The sequence below is a fragment of the Amycolatopsis sp. NPDC004368 genome (assembly GCF_053602515.1).
Map to the genome: position 1 here is coordinate 75,113 of NZ_JBSGDT010000024.1, position 21,378 is coordinate 96,490.

General features: G+C 69.1%; 28 protein-coding genes. 6 read left to right on the plus strand and 22 right to left on the minus strand.

Annotated elements, in window-relative coordinates; genetic code table 11:
- Positions 1 to 178: 178 nt before the first annotated feature.
- Positions 179 to 901, plus strand: coding sequence for an alpha/beta hydrolase (locus ACWEOE_RS28730; protein WP_452014519.1), 723 nt, complete (start codon positions 179 to 181; stop codon positions 899 to 901).
- Between the two features lie 117 nt (positions 902 to 1,018).
- A complete protein-coding gene (locus ACWEOE_RS28735) occupies positions 1,019 to 1,486 on the plus strand; it encodes an MSMEG_6728 family protein (protein ID WP_452014521.1) in 468 nt (155 codons plus the stop codon).
- 194 nt (positions 1,487 to 1,680) lie between these two features.
- Here the strand turns inward: ACWEOE_RS28735 and ACWEOE_RS28740 are convergent, their stop codons facing one another.
- The 9 genes from ACWEOE_RS28740 to ACWEOE_RS28780 form a co-directional block, all read right to left on the minus strand.
- A complete protein-coding gene (locus tag ACWEOE_RS28740; RefSeq protein WP_452014523.1) occupies positions 1,681 to 1,947 on the minus strand; it encodes a DUF4235 domain-containing protein in 267 nt (88 codons plus the stop codon).
- A 70-nt stretch (positions 1,948 to 2,017) separates the two neighbouring features.
- On the minus strand, positions 2,018 to 3,124 hold the full coding sequence (locus ACWEOE_RS28745; protein WP_452014525.1) for an NAD(P)-dependent alcohol dehydrogenase: 1,107 nt from the start codon (positions 3,122 to 3,124) through the stop codon (positions 2,018 to 2,020).
- A 77-nt stretch (positions 3,125 to 3,201) separates the two neighbouring features.
- Complete coding sequence (locus ACWEOE_RS28750) at positions 3,202 to 4,671, minus strand: aldehyde dehydrogenase family protein (RefSeq protein WP_452014527.1); 1,470 nt, start codon at positions 4,669 to 4,671, stop codon at positions 3,202 to 3,204.
- A gap of 23 nt (positions 4,672 to 4,694) precedes the next feature.
- Positions 4,695 to 5,639: an amidohydrolase family protein gene (locus tag ACWEOE_RS28755; protein ID WP_452014529.1), complete on the minus strand. Its 945-nt coding sequence runs from the start codon at positions 5,637 to 5,639 to the stop codon at positions 4,695 to 4,697.
- Positions 5,639 to 6,622, minus strand: a complete 984-nt coding sequence (locus ACWEOE_RS28760; RefSeq protein ID WP_452014531.1) for an MBL fold metallo-hydrolase — start codon at positions 6,620 to 6,622, stop codon at positions 5,639 to 5,641. The genes ACWEOE_RS28755 and ACWEOE_RS28760 overlap by 1 nt, the downstream gene beginning before the upstream one ends.
- Before the next feature lie 72 nt (positions 6,623 to 6,694).
- On the minus strand, positions 6,695 to 7,669 hold the full coding sequence (locus ACWEOE_RS28765) for a VOC family protein (protein WP_452014533.1): 975 nt from the start codon (positions 7,667 to 7,669) through the stop codon (positions 6,695 to 6,697).
- A 30-nt stretch (positions 7,670 to 7,699) separates the two neighbouring features.
- The gene (locus ACWEOE_RS28770; protein ID WP_452014535.1) at positions 7,700 to 8,167 is read right to left on the minus strand and encodes a DoxX family protein; all 468 of its coding nucleotides are present in this window, start codon (positions 8,165 to 8,167) and stop codon (positions 7,700 to 7,702) included.
- A 260-nt stretch (positions 8,168 to 8,427) separates the two neighbouring features.
- Entirely contained in the window at positions 8,428 to 9,327 is a 900-nt protein-coding gene (locus ACWEOE_RS28775; RefSeq protein ID WP_452014537.1) for a LysR family transcriptional regulator, read from the minus strand.
- A gap of 70 nt (positions 9,328 to 9,397) precedes the next feature.
- Entirely contained in the window at positions 9,398 to 9,673 is a 276-nt protein-coding gene (locus ACWEOE_RS28780; protein ID WP_452014539.1) for a hypothetical protein, read from the minus strand.
- Positions 9,674 to 9,756: 83 nt separating this feature from the next.
- Between ACWEOE_RS28780 and ACWEOE_RS28785 the strand changes: the two genes are divergently transcribed.
- Positions 9,757 to 10,032, plus strand: a complete 276-nt coding sequence (locus ACWEOE_RS28785) for a hypothetical protein (protein ID WP_452014541.1) — start codon at positions 9,757 to 9,759, stop codon at positions 10,030 to 10,032.
- 1,347 nt (positions 10,033 to 11,379) lie between these two features.
- Positions 11,380 to 11,607: a bifunctional DNA primase/polymerase gene (locus tag ACWEOE_RS28790; protein WP_452014543.1), complete on the plus strand. Its 228-nt coding sequence runs from the start codon at positions 11,380 to 11,382 to the stop codon at positions 11,605 to 11,607.
- Positions 11,608 to 11,707: 100 nt separating this feature from the next.
- Here ACWEOE_RS28790 and ACWEOE_RS28795 read toward each other — a convergent pair whose 3' ends face one another.
- Positions 11,708 to 12,454: a hypothetical protein gene (locus tag ACWEOE_RS28795; RefSeq protein WP_452014545.1), complete on the minus strand. Its 747-nt coding sequence runs from the start codon at positions 12,452 to 12,454 to the stop codon at positions 11,708 to 11,710.
- Between the two features lie 139 nt (positions 12,455 to 12,593).
- On the opposite strand from ACWEOE_RS28795, the gene ACWEOE_RS28800 reads away from it, so the two are divergent.
- Together ACWEOE_RS28800 and ACWEOE_RS28805 are read left to right on the plus strand one after the other, a co-directional pair.
- Positions 12,594 to 13,079 (plus strand): DUF5131 family protein, encoded by a 486-nt coding sequence (locus ACWEOE_RS28800; RefSeq protein WP_452014547.1) that lies wholly within the window; start codon positions 12,594 to 12,596, stop codon positions 13,077 to 13,079.
- A gap of 1,055 nt (positions 13,080 to 14,134) precedes the next feature.
- Entirely contained in the window at positions 14,135 to 14,527 is a 393-nt protein-coding gene (locus ACWEOE_RS28805) for a hypothetical protein (protein ID WP_452014549.1), read from the plus strand.
- Between the two features lie 5 nt (positions 14,528 to 14,532).
- Here ACWEOE_RS28805 and ACWEOE_RS28810 read toward each other — a convergent pair whose 3' ends face one another.
- The 12 genes from ACWEOE_RS28810 to ACWEOE_RS28865 form a co-directional block, all read right to left on the minus strand.
- Positions 14,533 to 14,832, minus strand: a complete 300-nt coding sequence (locus tag ACWEOE_RS28810; RefSeq protein ID WP_452014551.1) for a hypothetical protein — start codon at positions 14,830 to 14,832, stop codon at positions 14,533 to 14,535.
- Entirely contained in the window at positions 14,832 to 16,244 is a 1,413-nt protein-coding gene (locus ACWEOE_RS28815; RefSeq protein WP_452014553.1) for a LamG-like jellyroll fold domain-containing protein, read from the minus strand. The genes ACWEOE_RS28810 and ACWEOE_RS28815 overlap by 1 nt, the downstream gene beginning before the upstream one ends.
- Before the next feature lie 10 nt (positions 16,245 to 16,254).
- Positions 16,255 to 16,653 carry a phage tail fiber protein gene (locus ACWEOE_RS28820; protein ID WP_452014555.1) on the minus strand — a complete coding sequence of 133 codons (399 nt, stop codon included), beginning with the start codon at positions 16,651 to 16,653 and terminating at the stop codon, positions 16,255 to 16,257.
- A 3-nt stretch (positions 16,654 to 16,656) separates the two neighbouring features.
- Entirely contained in the window at positions 16,657 to 16,929 is a 273-nt protein-coding gene (locus ACWEOE_RS28825; RefSeq protein WP_452014557.1) for a hypothetical protein, read from the minus strand.
- A 2-nt stretch (positions 16,930 to 16,931) separates the two neighbouring features.
- Positions 16,932 to 17,309 carry a hypothetical protein gene (locus ACWEOE_RS28830; protein ID WP_452014559.1) on the minus strand — a complete coding sequence of 126 codons (378 nt, stop codon included), beginning with the start codon at positions 17,307 to 17,309 and terminating at the stop codon, positions 16,932 to 16,934.
- Between the two features lie 107 nt (positions 17,310 to 17,416).
- A complete protein-coding gene (locus ACWEOE_RS28835; protein ID WP_452014561.1) occupies positions 17,417 to 18,376 on the minus strand; it encodes a glycoside hydrolase domain-containing protein in 960 nt (319 codons plus the stop codon).
- A complete protein-coding gene (locus ACWEOE_RS28840; RefSeq protein ID WP_452014563.1) occupies positions 18,376 to 19,068 on the minus strand; it encodes a C1 family peptidase in 693 nt (230 codons plus the stop codon). The genes ACWEOE_RS28835 and ACWEOE_RS28840 overlap by 1 nt, the downstream gene beginning before the upstream one ends.
- Positions 19,069 to 19,078: 10 nt before the next feature.
- Complete coding sequence (locus tag ACWEOE_RS28845; protein ID WP_452014565.1) at positions 19,079 to 19,861, minus strand: hypothetical protein; 783 nt, start codon at positions 19,859 to 19,861, stop codon at positions 19,079 to 19,081.
- A 31-nt stretch (positions 19,862 to 19,892) separates the two neighbouring features.
- The gene (locus ACWEOE_RS28850) at positions 19,893 to 20,255 is read right to left on the minus strand and encodes a hypothetical protein (protein ID WP_452014567.1); all 363 of its coding nucleotides are present in this window, start codon (positions 20,253 to 20,255) and stop codon (positions 19,893 to 19,895) included.
- A gap of 21 nt (positions 20,256 to 20,276) precedes the next feature.
- Entirely contained in the window at positions 20,277 to 20,693 is a 417-nt protein-coding gene (locus ACWEOE_RS28855) for a hypothetical protein (RefSeq protein WP_452014569.1), read from the minus strand.
- 2 nt (positions 20,694 to 20,695) lie between these two features.
- The gene (locus ACWEOE_RS28860) at positions 20,696 to 21,055 is read right to left on the minus strand and encodes a hypothetical protein (RefSeq protein WP_452014571.1); all 360 of its coding nucleotides are present in this window, start codon (positions 21,053 to 21,055) and stop codon (positions 20,696 to 20,698) included.
- Positions 21,052 to 21,372, minus strand: coding sequence for a hypothetical protein (locus tag ACWEOE_RS28865; protein WP_452014573.1), 321 nt, complete (start codon positions 21,370 to 21,372; stop codon positions 21,052 to 21,054). The genes ACWEOE_RS28860 and ACWEOE_RS28865 overlap by 4 nt, the downstream gene beginning before the upstream one ends.
- Positions 21,373 to 21,378 lie beyond the last annotated feature (6 nt).

Sequence of the window (21,378 nt, forward strand, 5' to 3'; positions counted from 1 at the left end):
CGCGGCCGGCCGGGAAACCCGTTCGCGGGCCGCCGCGGCGGCTGGTAGGTTCGGCGGCGCCGTGCCGGAGATCGAGGAGGTGGTACCCGTGAACGCAACGACGTGGGTGCTTCCTCCCGTGGTCACGGTCGGGCGATAGGTCGTCCGGGAGCGCCGTTCGCTCCCGAAAGGCACGACCATGCACTTCACTTCCGAACAGCGCTTCGCCGACGGCGTCCTCGAACGCGAGTTCACCCTCGGTGAGATCCCGGGCATCCTGTGGACACCGCCGGCTTCGCCCGCCCCGCTGATCCTGCTCGGCCACCCCGGTGGCCTGCGCAAGATGCACCCCCGACTCGCGGCCCGCGCCCGCCACTCCGCCGCGCGGGGCTACGCCGCCGCCACCATCGAACTCCCCGGCAGCGGCGAGCGGCCGCGTTCCGCCCCGGCCGAACAGGCCCGAGCCGACCTGCGCCACGCCTTGGCGACGGGCGAGCCGGTCGACGAGATCGTCGACCGGCTGATCCTCCCGCTCGTCGACGCGGCCGTCCCGGAATGGCAGGCCACCCTGGACGCCCTGCTGTCCCTCCCCGAACTGCGGGGTCCGGTCGGCTTCGCCGGCGGCGTGATCGCCGTCGCCATCCGCCTTGCCGCGGTCGACCCGCGCATCGCGGCGGCCGTGCTGTTCGCCGGGAGTTTCGTGCCCCGCGCGATGTTCGCGGACGCCCGCGCGCTCACCATCCCCCTGCACGTCCTGCTGCAGTGGGACGACGAAGGCAACGATCGCCAACTCGCCCTCGACTTGTTCGACGCCTTCGGCTCCCGGGAGAAGACGTTGCACGCCAACATGGGCGGGCACACCGGCGTGCCGGCCTTCGAGTCGGAGCCGGGGGACCGGTTCTTCGAACGGCACCTGAAGTGATGCGGAAGTAGCGGTCGTGTCACCGCTCGTCGAGGACGTCGGTCGACGAGCGGTGACACAATCGCCGTGCCAAGGCGGGGCCGATTGTCCTCTCCGATCAACGGGTACCCCTGGCCGATGCAGACTTTCCTGCCCCTGCCGGACTTCGTCGCCAGTGCTCGCGCCCTCGATCGCCGGCGGCTGGGCAAGCAACGGGTCGAGGCGTTGCAGGTCCTGCGGGCGCTCGTGGTTCCGGGGTACGGCTGGCGCCACCACCCCGCCGCGAAGATGTGGACGGGCTACGAGGAAGCGCTCACCCGCTACGGCCTGGACGTGTGCGAGACGTGGTGCGCCACCGGCGCCGCCGACACGTGCGCGGTGAAACTCGTCGACCAGTACGCGAACGGCGAGGTGCGGACACAGGCCGAACTCGCCCAGGCGGGTGAGCTACCACCCTGGCTGGGCGACGACGCCCTGCACCGCAGCCACCGCTCCGCCTTGGTGCGCAAGGACCCGGCCCACTACGAGCCCCTGTTCCCCGACGTCCCGCCCGACCTGCCCTACGTCTGGCCCGACTCGGACCGCACCGCGGCACCGAACCGGTAACCAAGCGCGGAAGTGTGCTCAGTCCTCTCCGCGGAAATTCTCCGAACCACCCGGGTGCCCTCTCCGGGCTCGCCCTTCGTCGTCTTCCAGGGGCGTATCCCGCGGCGGCGCCTGCCCACCCGGCCGGTTCCCGCTGGAATCCTCTTCCCCGGCCGGCGGCTGCACTCGCTCGCGCTCGTCCTCCACCACAGCGTTCAGTCCTCCCCGGGCCACTCGCCGCCGGCCTTCTCGAACCCCACGGCGCCGGCTCGCTCGGCCGCCGCCTGCACCGCGCCGAACACCGCCCCCTGCACCGCCGCGGCGATGAGGATCTCCGGCCACCCGCGGTGCTTGTCGGTGGCGTTCGGGGCGTCGTCCTCGCCGGTGGCGCGCTGCCAGATCATCTTGAAGATCCGACCGGCGAGCAGGCCACCCAACGCACTGACGGCAAAATTCAACGGTTTGTAGAACATCTTCTTCATGTCGTCCGGATACCCACTCCGGCGGCAGTTACGCGACCTGACAGCTCGGCCGCGGCTCGGTGTACTCGGTTCAGAACAGCAGGATCGGCTTGATCGTGGCACCGGACTTGGCATCGGCGACAGCTTTGTCGATTTCTTCGAACGGGTAGGTGCGCGTCAGCCGCTCGATCGGCAGCGTGCCGGAGCGAACGGCGTCGACCAGCCAGGGCACGAACGTTTCCGGCTCGCTGGAGCCGAGTGTGATGCCTTCGATCCCGCGGCCGGGAATCATGAAGTTCACGTTGAACTGCGCTTGGGCACCGGCGGGTGGGGCGCCGATGATGCCGAGCCGGCCCCTCGGCGCGAGGTGCGTGACCAGCTGCTGGATGAGGCCGATGTTCCCGGTCGTCTCGACCACGAAGTCGAGCCCGCGCGAGCCGCAGATCCGGTTCAGCTCGGTCGGCAGGTCCGAGACCGAGGTGTCCACGACGTGAGTGGCGCCCAGGTCGAGCGCGAGCTCGAGGCGAGAGGCGACCCGGTCGACGACGATGACCTCGGCCGTCGGCGCGAAGCGGCAGGCCATCAGGGCGGACAGTCCGACCGCCCCCGCTCCAGTGATGGCGACGGTGTCACCGGGCCCGGGGCGGAAGGTGTTGAGGATCGCCCCCGCCCCCGTCTGCACCCCGCAGGCGAGCGCCGCATAGGGCGGGAGGTCTGCGTCGGCCAGCTCCGGTGGCAGCACCACCAGAGACCGTTCGTCGACGAGGGCGCGTTCGGCGAACGACGACTGGCCGAAGAAGTGCGCGTTGATCTCCTGGCCGCGGACGGACACGGTCGCGCTGCCGTCGAGCCGGCGGCCGCCGATGAGGTTGAGCTGGTTGTGCTTGTCGCAGTAGGCCGGGGCGCCGCCGCGGCAGGTTCGGCAGGTGCCGCAGGAGGAGAACGTCATCAGCACCCGGTCGCCCACGGATGCGCGGCGGACCGCCGATCCGACTTCCTCGACCACGCCGACGCCTTCGTGGCCGAGGACACCGGGCAGGGGAAAGGGAATCACCCCTTCGGAGGCGCTGATGTCGGTGTGGCAGATGCCCACCGCGATCAGCCTGACGACGACCTCGTCCGGCCGCGGCCGGTCGAGGTCCACCTCCTCGATCGAAAACGTTCCGGCCTCACTCCATCGAACCGCTGCACGGGTCACCGTCGCACCTTTCGTCAAGCCGATCGGGGCCAATCCCCTGGGCACACAAGGATTTTCGGAATTTGTCGCGGCACGGCTCAGAGCGGGAAGCGGCGATGTCCGTCCTGCACGGTGATCCAGCGCAGGTCGGTGAACTCGTCCACCCCGGCGCGGCCACCGAACCGGCCGTAGCCGGAATCGCCGACGCCGCCGAACGGTGCCTGAGGCTCGTCACCCACAGTCTGGTCGTTCACGTGCACGATGCCCGTCCGCAGCCGCCGCGCGACGGCCAGCGCCTCGCTGAGGTTTTCGCTGAGGACGCCCGCCGTGAGTCCGTACGGGCTGTCGTTGGCGATCGAGATCGCCTGCTCGGTGTCGGAGAACGTGAGCACCGAGGCGACGGGCCCGAACGTTTCCTCCCGGTAGATCGGCGCGGCACCCGACACTTCGCTGAGCACCATCGGGCGGAGCAGGCTTTCCGCGGGCCCCTCGGGTCGCGGGGTGCCGCCGTGCAGGACCGCGCCCTCGGCGGTCGACTTCCGCACCAGGTCGGCCACCCGCCGGGCCGAACGGGCGTCGATCAGGGGGCCGATCTGGGTCGCCGGGTCCGACGGGTCGCCGCACACCAGGCTCCCGGCGCGATCGGCCAGCCGGGCCACGAACTCGTCGTGGAGCCGTTCGTGGACCAGGATCCGGTCCGCCGACATGCAGATCTGACCGGAGTTGAGGTACGCGCCGAACGCCACGGCGGACACGGCGTAGTCGAGGTCCGCCTCGCCCAGCACGATCAGCGAGTTCTTCCCGCCCAGCTCGAGCAGCACCGGCTTCAGGTGGTCGGCGGCGAGGCGGGCGATGGTGCGGCCCACGGCGGTGGACCCGGTGAAGTTGACCCGGCGCACCCGCGGGTCGGCGATGAGCGTGCGGGTGACCTCCGCGGCGTCGGCGGGAGCGTTGGTCACCACGTTCACCTCGCCGTGGTCCAGGCCGGCCTCGCGCAGGACGTCGGCGATGACCAAGCCCGCGGTGAAGGGCGCCGACTCACTCGGCTTGACGACCACGGTGTTGCCCAGCGCCAGCGGCATCGCGATCGCGCGGGCGCACAGGATGAGGGGGGCGTTCCACGGCGTGATGGAGGCGACGACACCGACGGGCTGCCGGACCGACAACGACAGGCAGCCGTCGAGGTCGCTGGGCAGCACCTCCCCGATCGCCGACGCGGTCACGGTCGCGGCGTGCCGCAGGATCTCGGCCGCCATCGACACGTTGAACGTCGCCCACTCCGCAGTGCCGCCGGTCTCGGCCGCCATGAGCGCGACGAGCTCCGCCTTCCGGGCAGCGAGCCGGTCGGCGGCCGACAGCAACGCATCGCGGCGTTCGTGCGGTTTGGTCCGCGACCAGTCCGGGAACGCCGCGTCGGCGGCGTCGACGGCCGCGGTCACGTCGGCGGGACCCGCGGCGGCGACCTCGCCGAGCACCTCGCCGGTGTAGGGGGAGTGGTCCTCGATCACCCCGCCCCCGCGGGCTGGCACCTCCTGTGAGCCGATCAACAGCCCTCGGCTGGTTCGCATGGCGTTCTCCTTACTCGTCGCGCTCAACGGTCGAACAGCTTGCGGGCGTTGCCGCACATGACTTCGGCGCGCAGCCGTGCGTCGAGCAGGTCGGTCGTGTCGAGGATCCCGGCGAGCTTCCGGGCGGCCGGGTCCGGCGTGAACGGGAAGTCGCTCCCGTAGTGCAGGTGGGCCGGATCGGCGACGTCCAGCAACGCCGTGAGCAACTGCGGGACCGGCGCGCCGGCCAGATCGAAGTGCAGTCGCGACAGGGTCTCGTGCACACTCGGCGGCTCTTCTCCGCCGGGCGGGGTCAGCAGGGGCAGCAGCAGCTCGATCCGGCTCGCCAGGACCGGCAGCGTGGCGCCGGCGTGCGGGACGATGACGTCCACGTTCGGGTGGCGTTGCAGGACACCGGAGAGCGCGAGGTCGGTCACCGCGCGGGTCGTGTCGAACAGGAACTCGAGCATCGGACGCGGGTAACCCAGCGAGAGCTCTTCCGCCGAGCAGTGCGGCGAGGTGGGGTGCAGGAACACGACGGCGCAACGCCGGTCGAGCTCGGCCCACAACGGTGCCAGCGAAGGATCGGCGGGGTAGACGCCCCGGGTGTTGGTCTGCAGGACGATGCCGTCCGCGTCGAGCTCGTCGAACGCCCGGCGGGTTTCGGCGACCGCCGCGTCGACCTCGGGCACCGGAAGGCAGGCGAAGAACCCGAACCGCCCGGCGTGGTCTCGCTTGAGCCGGGCGCTTTCGTCGTTGCAGCGCGCTGCCAGTTCGACAGCGGCACCGGCGTCACCGAAGTGCACGCCCGGCGAGGAGATCGAAAGCACGGCGCGCTCGATGTCGAGCCCGTCCATCAGGTGCAGGGCGGCGGATTCGCTCCATTCCGGAATGCCTTTGATGCCGTCGGGCCGGTGCTGTCCGGCGGCTTGCAGAGCGTCGCGGTAGAAGCCGGGAACGAAGTGCGCGTGAACGTCGATGCGGCTCATCACGCCTCGCCTCCCCGCTTCGCCGCGTGGGCGCGCAAGGGCGAACCCTCGGGAATTCCGCGTACGACGCCCTCGGGGAGCGCGAGTTCCAGTTCGGCGGGCACCCATTCGTATTCATCGCCCACCCGGCGCAGGTGGCCGCGGCCGGGGAACGGGAAGTGGTAGGCGAACACTTGGTGGCGGTTGCGTTCGACGTAGTCGTAGATCCGCACCCGTTGCGCGGTCGCGGCCGGCTTGTCGTGGTCGAACTGGAAGCTCCACTCGGGCCGTTTGAGCAGCAGTACCTGGTGGTGGCACAGGTCGCCCCAGCAGATGAGGGTCTCTCCGCCGGACTCGATCTGGTACACGACGTGGCCTGGGCTGTGCCCGTGGGTGGCGATCACCTTGACGCCCGGGGCGATGGTGACCCCGTCGGACGCGTCGATGAGCCGGTCCCGGTAGGGCAGGAGGTTTTTCGCCCCGCCGGTGAAGTGGTCGGCCGCGTGCCGGCTGGGAGCCGTCGCGACCTTGTCCAGGTCCGTCCAGAACTCGAAGTCCTCCGGGCTGACGGCGACTTTCGCGTTGGGGTAGACGAGTTCGCCGTCCGCGTCGACGAGACCCCAGACGTGGTCGGGGTGCGCGTGGGTGATGGCGACGATGTCGATGTCCGCGGGCTTGATTCCCGCGAGCGCGAGGTTGTGGACGGTCAAGCCGGTCTGCGAGCCGAACGTGGCCCGTCCGAGCTCGGGATCGACGCCGACGCCGCTGTCGAAGAGGATCAGCTGCTCACCGTTGTCGACCAGGAGGAGGTTCTGGTTCAGGACGACGTTGTCCGGGTCCAAGTGGTAGTCGGTGAGCAACCGGTCGACCTCGGCCGGGTCGGCGTTCGGGAAGTTGTCGCGAGCGGGCCCCATCTCCAGCACGCCGTCGCTCACGACCGTGCAGACGAAATCTCCGAGCGCGAACCGGGTCCAGCCGCCGGGCCGTTCCACGGGGTTTGACATGACGTCACTCCTTGCTTCGTTGCGAGGCTTCCGGATCGGTGCCGCTCCCGCGGCACCAGGGCGAACAACCCGTCAGGACGGTTGGTGCGCGTCCTCGACCGGCGGGGTGCCGTGGGTGTGGAACGTGGGAATCGTCTTCAGTCCCCAGGCTTGACCCTTCGCGCGTTCGGTCTGGGTCCAGCTGACGACGGGCCATTCGGGGTCCAGCAAGAGCCGCGCGCCGGCGTTGCAGAGCTCGATGCGGTTGCCGCCGGGTTCCCAGACGTAGAGGAAGAACGTCTGCTGGATGCTGTGCTTGTGCGGCCCGGTCTCGATGTGGACGCCGGCTTCGAGGAACACGTCGGCGGCGCGGAGGATGTCCTCGCGCGTGTCGGTCGCGAACGCGAGGTGGTGCAGGCGACCGTGAGCCGCCGTCCAGTCCGATGTGTACACGAGGTCGTAGGATTTGTCGGACACCGAGTACCAGATCGCGCTGGGGTTGCCGTCGTCGAGGACGATCTGCTCGGTGGGCCGCGCCGCGATGGAGCGCGTGACGAACTCGGCGTTGCTCCGGACGTCGGCGGTCAGGTAGTTGACGTGATCGAGCCGGCGCACATTGGCCCCACGCCCGGGAAACGGCGAGGCCTGGTTCTTCAACGCCGGAACTCGCCCTTCCGGTGCCACGTGGCGAGTCGTTTCCCAGTACAGGCCGTACCGGTGGCCGCCGGGTTCGACGAAGTGCCAGACGTCACCCAGCCCCCATTCGCCGGCGTCCCACCACCCCTCGATGCCCGCCGCCTGAATGGCCGCTACTCGCCGCCGCAGGGCCTGCGGCCCGCTCGCCCGCAGGTAGGTCGTGCCGATCCCGGGCTGCTCCCGCGCGACGACTTTGACCGTCCAGGCTTCGTAGTCGTCCCAGGCGTGCAGGTACACCGCCGGACCGTCGGTGTGCACCACGTCGAGGGACATCAGGCGGACGAAGAAGTCCACGGTCTCGTCGGGAGTCGCGGTGTAGAGCTCCACCCCGCCGACGTGCGCTACTTCTCGTACCCGATCGACGAATTCCATGATGCGCTTCCTTTCTGGTTTCCGACGGGCTCAGGCGTCGACCGGCTCGGTCCGGGTGCGTGGCCACCCGTTGTCCCAGCCGAACGCGTTGTCCAGCGACAGACGCCCGGGACCTGTTGCGAGGAGGACGAGCAGTGCCGCGACGAGCATCAGCGGGATCTGCATGCCGCCGCCCTCGCGCGGCGCGAATCCTTCGGCCGAGTCGATCAGCAGGGCGCCAAGGGTGAGGTGCACGATCGACGGGACAGCCACGATCCGCGTGAACAGTCCGAGGATGACCAATCCGCCGCCGATGAACATCAGCAGCGTCACCGCCCAGCCGATCAACCCGGACAGCGGGAGGCCGAAGTGTTGGCGGACCACCTCACCGAACGCGGCCGGCGTGAAATGCGTGCCGTGGCCGATCATGACCGTGCCGGCGACGAGGCGGACGAACAGCGGCACGACGGGCCGCAGATACCGGGATGGGGGCAGGGACACCAACGTCGAGAACGTCATTGCTCACTCCAGGGGGTCCACGGGCGGGAACCGGGGCTCGGCCCGGGTTGCGGTCGCAGCGGCATCCGGGAGGTCTTGCCGTTCCCGGATTCCGGCGGCCCTTGGTTCTTTCACCCTGCCCGCTGCGCACCCCAGGCGTCCATCGCGTCGTACTCAGCTTCGTTATGCGAGAGACGCATGCGGGTGGCGTGATCCCCGGATCCGGCTGGAGGCCGCGCGGGCACACCCCGCACGATCACAGGTCCGATCCGGTGCCAGGCTCAAGAGCCGAGTGCGGAGCCTGCCTGTACCAGCAACGAGCGCAGCCAGCGGTGCGCCGGATCGCCGGTGAGCCGCGGGTGCCACAGCATCGGGTAGTCGAATGAGCCGAACTCGGGCGGCAGCTCTGCGACGTGCAGGCGCTCACCGCGGTGCCGGGCCGCGAACCGGCGCGGCAGCAACGCGATCAGCGGCGTGCCGGGCAGGGCGGCGAGCGCGGCGCTGAAGTACGGGACGAGCAGTTCGGGCGTCGAGCTGATGCCCACCGCCGTCAGCCTGCTGGTGACGAGCATCTGCTGGCTGTGCATGGCGGCGACGCGCACGTGCGGGTGCCCGGCGAGTTCGGGCAAGGTCAGCGCCCGCCCCGCCAGCGGGTGGTCAGCGGCCATCACGCACACGAAGTCGTCGGTGAACAGCACCTCGCGCCGCAGCGGGGGTGGCGGGGTGATCGGGCTGAGGATGAGATCGACTCGCCCGCGGTCGACGTCGTCGAACGTGGTGGGCACCACCGGTTCCACCACCAGCGACATCTGCGGCGCTGCGCTGAAGAACGCCGAGTAGAGGACATCGGCCAGCATCTCCAGACCGTAGTCGGTGGACGCGAGGTGCATGGTGCCGGTCGCCGTCGCGGGGTCGAAGGTCGTCCCGCCGACCAGGGTTCGCAACCGCGGCATGATCTCCGAGAGCTCGTCCTTGATCGCCCGGGCCCGCGGCGTCAGCACGTAGCCGTCCGACGTGCGCACGAGCAGCTCATCGGCGAAGGTTTCCCGCAGTCGCGCCAGAGCCCGGCTCATCGCCGACTGGCTCAGGTGAAACCGTTCAGCTGCTCGGGAGACCTGCCGTTCCTCCAGCAGCACGTCGAGTGCTTTGAGCAGGTTCAAATCGACGTTCTCTAAAGGCACGGAACACATGCTAACTGCGTCGGCCATGCATTCACCGCTGCATGATCGACGAAGGCGAGTTCATGACGGCTCAGGTCCGGTCGAGCCGGGTGAAAGCGACTTCCTTGAGCAGAAGCAATGCGGCTGCTGCCGCGGGAACAGCAACCAGCGCACCGACCACACCGAGCAGCGTGAAGCCGAGCAGGACCGCGAGCACGGTGACGAGCGTGGCGAGCACCAGCGGGTACGGAACGGCGGACGCGCACAGCCAGACGAACGCCAGCGTCCCGGCGATCAGCGACACGATGAAGTTGCCCAGCAGGTAAGCGCCGACTTTGGTGAACACCGCGGCGCAGATGAGGATCACGCGGGGACGCCGTGAGTGTGGGGCGAGCCGGTAGAGCGCGGAGCGGGATCGCGCGGAACCGGGCTTCGAGCCCGAAGCGCTGGTTGAGCCGGCCGAGGGTCGTGTTCTGGTCGTGCAGCTGGGCGAGGTACTGCGGAACTTGCTCGCCCAACCGGCCGAGCTGCTCGACGCGCGGCGCCACCACCGCCGCGACGCTGCCCGCCGTGACCGCCGGCGCGGCCAGGACGACCACCGTCGCCGCGAGGGGCCGGGGCCTGCGCCGCGCCGGCCACGCCGTGATCGGCTCCAGGCCGACAGCGGAAGAACGCGACGCCAATGGGGTGCAGGACGCCGCCGGCGATGAGCAGCAGTTCCACTAGTCCGGCGGTGATGGCCACGCCTGCGGCTCCAGCCAGGCCGACGAAAAACGGAGACCGGCGGTCGAGCGGTTTGCCGGGTCGCCCCAAGGGTTTCTCGTCGTCGGCTGCGGCGTGCTCCGCCGTACCCTCCACCGCTTCGACAGGGTGGTCCAACCGGTGGGAGCCTGGGGCGGACGGTTCTGCCATGCCGGGCGCTACCCGGGTAGGGCAGCGAAAATCCACTCGATGGCGGCAGCTTCACGCTCCGGGAGGGGTGCGGCGCGGTTCGACGGGTGGGTGGGTGTCCGCCGGTGGGGTGCGTGCGCGCCGGGTCGGCGGCCGGGTGACCCGCCCTCGCATCCGGCTGGGGGCCGCGGCGCAGCAGACCTGCGAGCCCGAGGAGGTCGACGAGGCCCAGGAGGCCCCACAACCCGTTGTCGCCGGCTCGATTGTCGTCGCCTGGTGTGGTGTGGTTCTGGTCCTGCGCCTGGTGGACGACCGCGGCCTCCGCCTAACAGGAAGGAGCAGCCATGCCTACGGCAGGCACCGGCAGCGGTGCGAGCTCTCGGGGAAGCAACTCACCCTGGTCACAATCCCGTGTGGACCGCTTGTCGCGTTCTGGACTTCCCGCACCGCTCTCCTGGACAGCTGGCCAGGGTTGTTCGCCGCAGCGGGAAAGCTCCTGACCGAGCACGACGACCGGCCGAGTGTTCCTGATGTTCTTCGTGCGATCGGCTTGGTCTCGTGGCCGCAACTCGTGGCGGCCACCCTGGCGGCTCCTGAAGGTCTGCCCCGTCCTGATCACAGGAGCGCGATCCAGTTCCTGGACTGCGTACTGTCCCGGCAGCCGGGCATACGCTCGGCGAGGAAGTTTGCGGTGACACCACACGAAGAAGCCGATCCGCTCCCGGTCCTCGACAGTGTTTCGGTTTCAGTTGATCTGACGAGCAGTGGGCGTCCATTGAGGCTCTGCTACCGGTCCGGACGCGGAAATAGAAGCAATCGTGCGGAGCTGCGAACGAGTAGGTGCACAACCTCGCACATGCGAATGCGCTCAGCGTGCCTTGCCGTGAAGAAACGGTGGGCGGACATTCTTCATAACCCAAAGTGCACCGCGTACCAAATCTTCAACCGGTGCGCCGTGCAGCCGGCACACAGCCGGTTCAACGATCCGTTGAAATAGGTCTGGTCGTGTCGAAGTACGACTGCCGGCCGACGATGAGGTAGAGATCGGTATCACCCTGCCAGCAGAGAGGTCCCGGCGGTGGCCGAGTGACGGAGAGGATCACCGACGCACAACGCGGCGTCTGCCCCTGACAGCCCGAATCCTGTGTAGATGTTGTCCGTTCCACGTGATCTTCACCTGGCGTGGGCGCTGTACCTGGCGCGGAGTGGGTGGCCGGTGTTCCCGCTGCGCCCGGGCACGAAGAACCAGCCTGCGGTGACGGCCCGGCCGGGGTCCGGCTGCGCAACTCGGCGGGGCGGATCGCGCCGCGCGTCGACATCCGCGCGGGCGGCGGCTACGTCGCCGCCCCCGGATCCGCGACGACCAACCAGAGTGCCTACCGGGTCGCCGACGACACCGACCCGGTCTGACCACCCGCCCACGACAATCGCCGAGCGAGCAGTGCGACGGGCGACTGTGCCGTTCCTGTTCACGTTTCTCCGTGCTGACTGGGGATCGTCCGTAGGGATGTCAGATTCCGATGGGGATTGCGTCGATGGCGCAGGTGAAGTGGGGGTAGCGACCGTCCATTTGTTGCCGTCGCCGTTCGGCTTCGTCGTGGGTGAGGAACGCCCCAATGGCATGGGTGTCTCCGTCCTGCGTGCCCATAGTGAGGACGTAGATGTAGCGGTAGCGGGAGCGGTCTTCGGTGGGCAGGTCGCCGGTGGTGCGGATGGCTTCGACGAGTTCGTCGATGGTGGCCATGGGACTGCCGAGCCCGCCGGTTACACCGTTGAGCGCGGTCTGCGCCCACCGGGGCTTGGCTGGAGACGACCATGGGGCGCTGCCGCCGGAGGGGTCGGCGAAGTAGCTGGGCTCGCCGAGGTCGCGGTCCTCGTGCCAGCCGACAGCCCGGGCGACGATGTAGTCGACCCCGCCGCCTGCTGGCTGCAGGACGAAATAGCGGTGTCCCTCGCCGAATTTGTTGTCCGCTGGGTCTTGGTAGCTGACTTCGGGGGTCTCAGCCTGGATCTGGGTCTGCTCGGCTGGGGTGGCGCAGCGGATGCGAAGCCCCTGGTAGTGGCTGCGGACCTTGATCACGTCGACGGGTTTGAAGAGCACGTCGACGCGCGTCCGGTCAGTGCCGCCTTCGCTGCGCAGCAGCAGCTGGCCATGGCTGGGGGTGTAGTCCCACCACTTGAACGTCCGGTCGGAGCGGTAGAGCTCCTTGCCGGGGGTGAGCTGGTCGCTGTTGTTGAGCCAGGCATGTGCGGTCACAGGGCAGATCATCCAGGGCGCCGACGAGACGGATGGGGGTGGGCTGCCCCCGAGTTAGTGCAGTCAACGGTGCAGTGGGGCACCTGGCACCCGGCCGGAAGCGAGGAAGCAGCAGAGCGCGTCCACTACCTGAACCGTGGTGAGGCTCGATGAGCGCGACACGACGATCGAACGGACCGACGCGACCTGGAACCCCGTCACCGGCTGCACCGAGGTCACCGACGGCTGTGATCACCGCTACGCCGATACGTTCCCCGAACGCCGGCGCGGCACCTTCGGGTCCCGCTCGGAGAGGAACCCGGGGTCAATACCGGAAGCGGGCTGTGTTCTGGTCGATCCGCAGCTGAAAGTCCGTGAGGGGGACTCCACTCCCACTGGGGATCAGGACGAGTCCCACGGCTTGGATCACCTCATCCGCTTCCAGCGCAGCCTCTGTGGCATCCCGTTTCCATGCGGCACGCGACGCCTCGAACAGTGGACGAAGTTCGGCCCATGCGGCTTCGGGCTCAAACCGGCATTCCGACCAGAACATGTCCTGTTCCTGGAAGAACAGTGTCCCGATAACACGGGTTCCCTGTCTGAGTTGCCAACTCTGCTCGGTCATTCGGTCCCTCCGCTGCGCTGACGGGAACCGTAGCGCGCACTGGCTGGGGCTGGTCGTCGAAGGGACAGCATCACCGCCGACAGCCGGCCTGGCAGGCCGGTGGGCTACCGCGAACTCGGGCCCGACGCCTGTCCGATGGTGTGCGTCGGCACACAGACCGCCGGCCGCACCACGTCCAGTACCGCTGCTGGCCGCCAACCGCGATCCGCTCGGCGTGGAAGTCCACGGGATGAACTTCCGGGGCGCGGATCACTACTGCGGAGACAGCGCGAAGGCAGACATCGAGGGCTTCCCCGCGCGGACCTGTTCTGTGCCTTGCCCTGTCCCCGCCCCGAAGCCCGCACCGGCTTCACCATCCCGAACCTGGACAGCTGGTTTCTCGACCCCGCAACCGGGCCACGGTGCTGTGTCACGTGCTGTCCCTCGTCCTGGCCTGGACCGCGAAAGGAGCTCCCACCGCCAGTGACGTACTGCAGATGCGCCAGTTCACGCGCTGGGCCCCGTACCTCGGGGGATTCCTTCAGCACCACGGAATCGAGGGCTTCCTCGGCAACGCCGACGCAACGGCCAGGCACGGTCGGACACAAGCAGACCGGCCCCGCACCAGTTTCGCTGGTCGCGGGGCCGGTCTGCGCTGGTCGGAATACGTGCCCCCGGTGAGATTCGAACTCACACTGGACGGGTTTTGAAGCGGCCCAAGTGGATCATGGCTTTGAACTGGCGTTTGTCGAGGTCACGGTATCGCGCCTGGCAATGGTGATCGCTGCTGGGGGTTGCTGGCGTTCGTTCGCATCCACTCACAATCGCCGATAAACGCTGGGTAAGTGATGGAACTTCTACCGCCGGAGAGCTCTCCGAAATAGATCAAGCGGCCCGCAGCCTCATCGGTCTGCGGGCCGCTCGACGGCTCGGGATGTAACACCAGTCTTGATCATCGCGACCCTCACCCCGACATCATCCGAGGGGGACCAACAGCCATGACCTACCCACCCCAGCACAGCCCGTACCCCGCGCCACCCCGGCCACCGAAGAAGCCGGTCTGGCCCTGGGTCGTCGGACTATCGGGACTCTTCGTCGTGGTCATCGTCGTCACGGCCGTGCTCACTGCCGGCATCCAGGCCGCCCGCGATCGAGCCGTCGCGCGTGGAACGAGCCCGACGCCCACCTCTGCGGCGGCCAGTGAACGGGCGCAGGCCCAGGCGCCACCGTCGACTTCGACCACGGCGCCACCCACAACTACCGGGCCGGTTACGCAGGTCACCGAGGGCACGTTCGAGGCAGGCGTGGACATCGTCCCCGGCAAGTACAAGGGCCGTTGCGACGGCGCCGGCTACTGGGCGATTCAGCGATCGACGGACCCCACCGACATCGTGTCGAACGAGTTCAGCCCGAAAGGCGGGCTGATGCAGTTTGAGGTGAAGAAGGGCCAGTACGTCCGCACCCACGGCTGCACCTTCGACAAGGTCTGACCGGGTCAGAAGATCGTCAAGGTTCCGAAAGGCGCTGCTGGTCGCTCGGTGACGTCGTCTGGGCGGCACCAGGTGGTGTATTCGCCGCGGGCGAGCACCAGCGCGCCCGGGCCAACGAGCACTCCGTAAACGTCGTCTCGGAGGTGCTCCGCGGAATGCCAGTCCGCGTCGCCTGGCTCGAGCTGACCGGCCATGAACGCGAAGGCCACGACGAGTGTGCTCGGATCGACGGGTACGCCGTCGGGGGTCTTGGCCGATACCCGACCCTCGACGAACTCGCGCGAGATGAACGCCTGTCTGCGCATCACACCTCCGTGAAGGTCCAGCGGGACGTGAGCAGCTCGGTGGAGTAGCGGCTCGGGAGCAGCTGGGCGCTGACCGTGATGTCTCGGACGCGTCCGGGCACGATGGGCTCGGTGAGCACGCTGGCCAGAACGACGACGATGAGCGCGGCCGGTGCGTCACGGATCGGCGACAGGACGAACTGCGACGTCGCGATCCCGCCGAGAGCGGCGGTCGCTGCGCGGAAGCCCGCGAGGAGCCCCTGGGCCGTGGCCACAGCCGTCAACGCCACCGACGTCGCACTGCCCGGAACCAGCCCGGCGCTTGCCCGCGACGCAGCGTCGAGCACCGCCAGTTTCTCGCGCGCCGTCGCGAGCGCTGTCTCAGCGCGAGCGGAGACAGCGAGGGTGGCTGCTCGGTCCTGGACGTTCGCCAGGCCGGCGGTTGCGACCGCGGCCGCGGCGAGCGCGACGGGCTGCTCACGTGCTGCGGCGAACAGGACCTGGGCGGATGCCGAGCTGACGAAACTGCCGGCCGCGTCCCGGAACGCTTCGAGTTCCGCGCGTGCTGTCGCGGAGACTGCGAGGACGGCCGACGTAGTGCGCGTGGGGGTCAGCGTTGCGGCCGGCACAGCGACCACTGGGAGCGCGGTCGGCTGCTCGTGCACCGGCGTGAGGGCGGCCGATGCGGTGGCCGCCACGGCGAGGGTCCTCGGGCGAGTGCTGAACGCGCCAAAGCTTGCCCAAGCCGTGGCACTGGAGGACAGCACGCCCTGCTGGATGCCGCCGGTCGGCGGGTCAGTATCCGGGGTGAGGGCCGTGGTCCCGGCGGTGAAGTCGCGGTGGTTGCCGGAGACGTCGGCCAGCGACGCGGCCGCGAACGGCACGCTCGTCCAGAGACCCGAGGTTCGAGCCGCGGGGGCCGACAGGCTCGGTGTGATCAGGCTCTCGGCTGCGATCTCGGCGTCGGAGAGCACGGCCGTCCAGATGCGGTCGTGCGCCATCGAGCCTTCGAGCCACTCGGAGGCGTCCGAGGGCGAGCGGCCGAACAGTGTGATCCCGCTCGGCGTGCCGTTGGTGTTCACGGTGCCGGTGACCTTGGTCAGCGATCCCGGGGTCGTGCCGTAGAAGAGCTGGGCGGCGCCGCCGGCGCTCATCGTGACCGCGAGGAAGACCCACGTCCCGAGCGCCTGCTCGGCACCGGAGATGCCGGCCGTGGAGGAGCTGGAGTAGAGCGTTGGGGTCCGGCCGTTGGCTCCGCGGAAGCTGAAGATCGCCGCTGTGCCGCCGCCCGCGTCCACCCTGAAGACGGGGTGGAACAGGTTCCCGGAGTGCACGGCGGCGATCTTCACCCAGCAGCAGAAGGTGAAGGCGGCCAGCGACGGCGCCGAGCTGATGCTGACGCGGTCGCTAGCGGCGTCCGAAGTGGCGGCCATCGGCTACCGCCTACGGCGTGTTGTTGAGCGCGAACGAGGCGGCACCGACGGCGAACGAAATGGTGTCGCCGGCGAGCGTGGTGATCGCGGTTCCGAAGGTGCCGTACCACGAGTAGCGCGGAGAGGCATTGGAGTCCTTCAAATTCGCTCCGACGATCGTGGCTGCCGGCATGCCGGTGAACGCGATCACCGCCGAGTTGGAGATCGACGCCGAGCTTGTGTCGCCGCTCGTCGTGAACGTCTGGTCGGCGTAGCTGCCGCCGGACACGGGCGTGCCGTTCGCGCTCGCCGACGGCGTCGTGGTCACCAGCTCGAGTTTCGAGCTACCGGTCGGCTCGACGTACGCTGTGCCGCGGATCGAGGCGTTGAGCAGTCTCGCCGCTTCGGCCGTCTTCAGTCCGCTCGCCATGGATCAGCCCGCCGTTCCGAAGGCCGTCGCCTTCTGCTCGTCGGTGAAGGCGTCGACCGCCGCCGCGATCTCCTCGGCGTGCTCTTCGAGGAAGGTGCGGAAGTCGTCACCGGTGAGGTCGCCGGCGCCGTCGCGCGCGACCTGGCACTGCTCGCATCCCTTGAGCGCGTGGCAGTCCATGTGCCACGCGACCTGGCCGCCTTCGCCGAGCACGAGCTGGTGGCGCGGGTGGTCGTCGTTCATCGCGCAGCCGGGGCAGGTGCGGTCGTCGGCCATGATCAGCCCTCCAGGTTCGTCACGACGTGGGCACCGTCGGACGCAACGGGAGCAGGGTGCAGCGGGCCGGGCAGGGCGTACACACCGATGGCGCCGAGCGCGGCGCTGGCGAGCTGCACGATCTCGTCGATGCTGAGGTGGCCGTCGGCGATGAAGCTGGTCAATAGGACGAGCACCGCGCCGAGCACCGCGAGCACGGCCTTGGCGTACCGGGCGACGCCGGCGGACAGGTTCGGAACGACGGCGACGCCGAGCGCGGTGCACCCGACGATGCACAGGTTGATCACGTCGACGGACGACAGGGCACCGTCGATGATGAACGGAAGGAGCGCGGTCAAGAGGGTGGCGATGACCTGCACGAACGCCTTGGCGTACTGCATGGATTTGCCTTTCTGGTGGTGGGGCTCGGGTTGGGTGAGGGTGGCGATGAGCGCCGTGAGCTTCTGCCCGATGGTGGGTTCGCCGATCGGGCCGGAGTGCTGGCCGATCAGCTGACCTGGCGACGCGCGAACTCGTCGTTGACGGCCTTGGCGAGCGCGTCCGCGTCGATCTGCGGTGCGGTGATCTTCAGGCTGATCTGCGTCGCGAGCTGATCGACGTCGATGCCGCCGGTCGTGAGCTTGTTCAGTTGTTCGGGCATGCCCTGGACGACGCGCAGGATCATGCGGGCCACCTCGGCGAAGTCACCGGACCAGACGCCGTCCTTCATTTCGCCGTTGGGCTGGTCGCCGGTGTACCGCTGCTGCTGGAGGTGCAGCAGGTCGGTGACTGGCTTGATCGCGTCGACCTTGGCGTTGATCGTGGCGATCGCGGTCAGGATCTGCTGTACCTGGGCGTCGGTCATGTCGTCCTCCTGGGCAGTGGGGAAGCGGTAGAGCTCGTTGATGTCGCAGGTGACGCCGCCGACCACGCGGACGGTGGGCGCCTTATTGCGCTGCCAGAGGTGCACCCACTGCTTGTCCGCTGCGGACGGCTCGGAGCCGCAGCGCCAGAAGCCGGACGCGACGCCGGCCTTGCGCACCGCGGTTTGGGTCTCGACGAAGCCGTAGTGGCCGGTGCGCCCGAGCCCGAGTACGTCGCGGAAGCCGCGGATGTAGTCGACGGTGTCGTCGATCTGCCACTGCGCCGAGGCGTGCGCGTCGCTTGCGCCGAAGACGAAGATCTCGTTGTCGGGCACGCCGCAGACACGGGCGTCGGCAAGCGCTGCCGCGGCGTTCGCGCGGCCGCGCGCGTAGTCGTCGTCGGTGCTGGAGCCCCAGCTGTCGTTCGTGCCGAGCTCGGCGACGAGGTACACCTCGAGGCCTTCGGCCACCAGGTTGCGGTACTCGGCGGCGGTGAGCCGTTTGCCGGCGGAGCCGAGGCCGATGTACCGGACAACGCCGCCGAACTGCGCCGCCTTGAGCTGGGCGCCCGTCGGCCGGCCGCTGGAGTAGTCCGCGAGCTGCATCAGTTCACCACCGGCACGACCGCGTCGCCGCTGTCGGCGAGGAGCTCGTCGTAGTCCTCCCAGCGGAGCCACGCGTAGCCGCTGTCGGCCCAGGACGGGCCCCAGGAGTTGCGGACGCGCACGGCCTCGCGCTCGACGTCCATGCCGACCATGCAGATCTGGTGGCCGCCGGCGACCTGCGAGTCGAAGTCGACCCGGATCGTGTGGTCGCTGTCGACGTCGAACATCGACTCGTACCAGGTGATTCCGGTCGAGACGGGGCGATCGAGCAGCAGATGCAGCACGGTCGACAGTCGGAACGCGTGGTGGTACGAGCGGATGAGGCCGGCGTTCTTCAGTGCCTTCATCGACCAGAGGCCGGTCGAGCCGGTGTCCTCGGGCTCCCAGGAGCCGGGGATCTCGGTGTCGTCGATGCGGGTTTCGGCGCGGTAGAGCGCCTGCGCGTCCTGCTCGTCGAAGTTGCGGTCGGAGGGGTTTGGATCGGTGTTCAGGCAGCCGAGTGCCGCGTTCGCTGTGCAGCTGCCGATGTTGCCCTGGTTCCACGGGGCGACGCGGGCCTTGTGCAGCACGTCCTCGAGCGGCCGCGGTCGCGCGATCTCGCGGGCGTCGTACGCGCGGGACCGCGGGTCGTGGAGGACGTGCCGTCCAAGCCGGTATCTGCCGCTGGCCTGGGGCAAATGGCGAAAGAACATGCGGTGCTCCTCAGTTTCCGGGGTTCGAGGGGGGCGGCTCGGTTGACGAGGTGGTCTGCGGTGGGGGATAGGTGGCGACGACGCACTGCCAGGAGTCGGCTGCGCCGCCGTCAGCCAGACGCCCGCGAATCTGGGTGAACGAGCCGCCGTACGGGCACAGGGCCTCTGGGTGGTCGATGAAGTACTGGGCGACCGCGGCCTCGATCTGGTCGGCGCTTGGGGGCGGGCCTGGCGGACCGGCCGGCCCGGTGTCGCCGTTCGCGCCGTTCTCACCAGGCTTCCCAGGCTCACCTGATGGCGGCGGGTTGGTCGCGAGGTAGCCGGCGAGCGCGCTGCTCAGCTGGCCCGGCGTCGGCTGCTGCGGCGCGATCGGGTTCGCCGCGACGTACTGGGCAACCGCCTGACCCAGCTCGCTGGTCGTGGGGTGCGAGTCCGGGAGCGACGCGAGCACCTTCGCGGTCGCGGCCGACACGATGACGTCCGTGTCTGGCGCCGTGCCCGGATTCGGGATCGGCACTGGCTGCTGACCCCGGGCCTGCAGCTCCGCGTTCGCCCGGTCACCGGTCCGCTTCGATTCCTCCGCCTGCTGCCGCAGTGTGGAGACCGCGGTGTCGGTCGCGGCCTGCCGCAGGTACAGGTTGGTGACGGCGAGGCCGCCGAGGATCACGATCAACGCCACGATGACCGCGTTGGCGACGATGAGCTTCGGCCACCAGCGGCGGATTTCAGCGCGCGCCGCGGAGCGGCCCTGCTGGCGGGCTTCCTGCGGCGCGGCCTCGCCGAGCGCGTGCACGCCGTCGCGGGCGGTCTGGAGCAGGTCGTCCTCAGGCCGATCGTCCACTGGTACCCCCGTCCCATGTCGGATCGCGGCGGATCAGTTCGGCGTTGAGCCGGCCGACTTCCCGGAGCAGCTCTTTGACTTGGTCTTGTGCTTCGTCTCGCTCGCGGTACGCGTCGGTCAGGCTCTGGGCCACGAGATCGAGAGCCTGATCAGTGCGCTGCACGATCGCCGGAGCCGGCAACGCGGGCGGATCAGATCCCTTGTCCTTAGCCGGTTTCCCGACCTTGATCCGCTCGACGAGTGCCGGACCCGCGGCGGTGGCGATGACGCCGAGAAGCGTGAGCACGGCGAGCACGACCGCCAGCCACGGTGGTCCGGACGCCGGCGCGTCGGCAGCGAGCAGCACGCGACCCCCTCGAACTCGGAATCACCTCTTCGCGGTGCGACGGTCGGCGAGACGGGCGCGCGATCGCTGCCACAGCGCGAACCCATGGACCGGCGCGATCAGCAGCAGCGTGTGGACCGGACCTCCCCAGCCCGTGGCTTCGCCGGTCACGATCGTGACGACGAGACCCAGGCCCCAGAACACCGAGGCGAACGCGGCCAGCGAATGCCCGACGGTCAGCCGGCGCACGGCAAGGAGCAGACCGGCCAGCAGAAACGCCGCGCCCCACACCCGGATCGGGACCCCGAGCCCACGGATGAAAGCGAAGCTACCGCCCGAAGACCAGCTGTCCGGCCCGAGCAGGTACCCGGCTCCGAGGACGATGGAGTGGACCGCGAGCAACCAGACCGGCACCGCGACGGCCGGCCGCGCCGCGCTACCAGGGCTTTCCTGCGCCACGATCAGCCCTCGGGAATTACGGTGTTGTGCGTGTTCGGCGTCCCGTCTCCATTGTGCTCGGACATCAGGAAGTAGCCGCGGAACGAGGAATCGTAAGTCCAGGCGTCGGGCCACCGCTTGCTCTGCCACACCTCCTGGCCGCTCACGATGTCCGTTCGCGCCTGCCACTCGCCGGGGTCGTTGGTGAGCGGGCTGAGGGCCTTGAACTGCAGCAGCAGCTCGACGATCCCCTTCGCGGTCTCGATGTTGGCGTCGGTGAGGTCGGCGTAGGTGCCGACGATCATGACGATCGCCGCGCGCACCGGGTCGGTGATGCCCTCGTGGTCAAGCTCGGCGATCGCGTGATCTCCCAGCGCCGTCACGAGGAGGCTCCGGTCTGCACCAGTGCGAATGACGCTTCTTCACCGATCTGGACCTTGGCGACGTCGACGCACTGCCACGCGCCGTCGGCATAGACGAGCCCGACGGCGTAGGCGCCGTAGCCGGTCACGACGGCGTCGACCACACTCGCGCCGACCGGGCCGTGCCGGATCACGAATTTCCCGTCGACGTCGCCGAGCACCACGCTCCCGTAGCCCGGCAGATCAGCGTCGATCGCCGCGCGCAGGTCTTCCGCGGTGGACGCTTCCTGGATGTCGACGAGCACGAAGATCTTGGACAGCTTCTGGTAGATCGGCATGCGGGC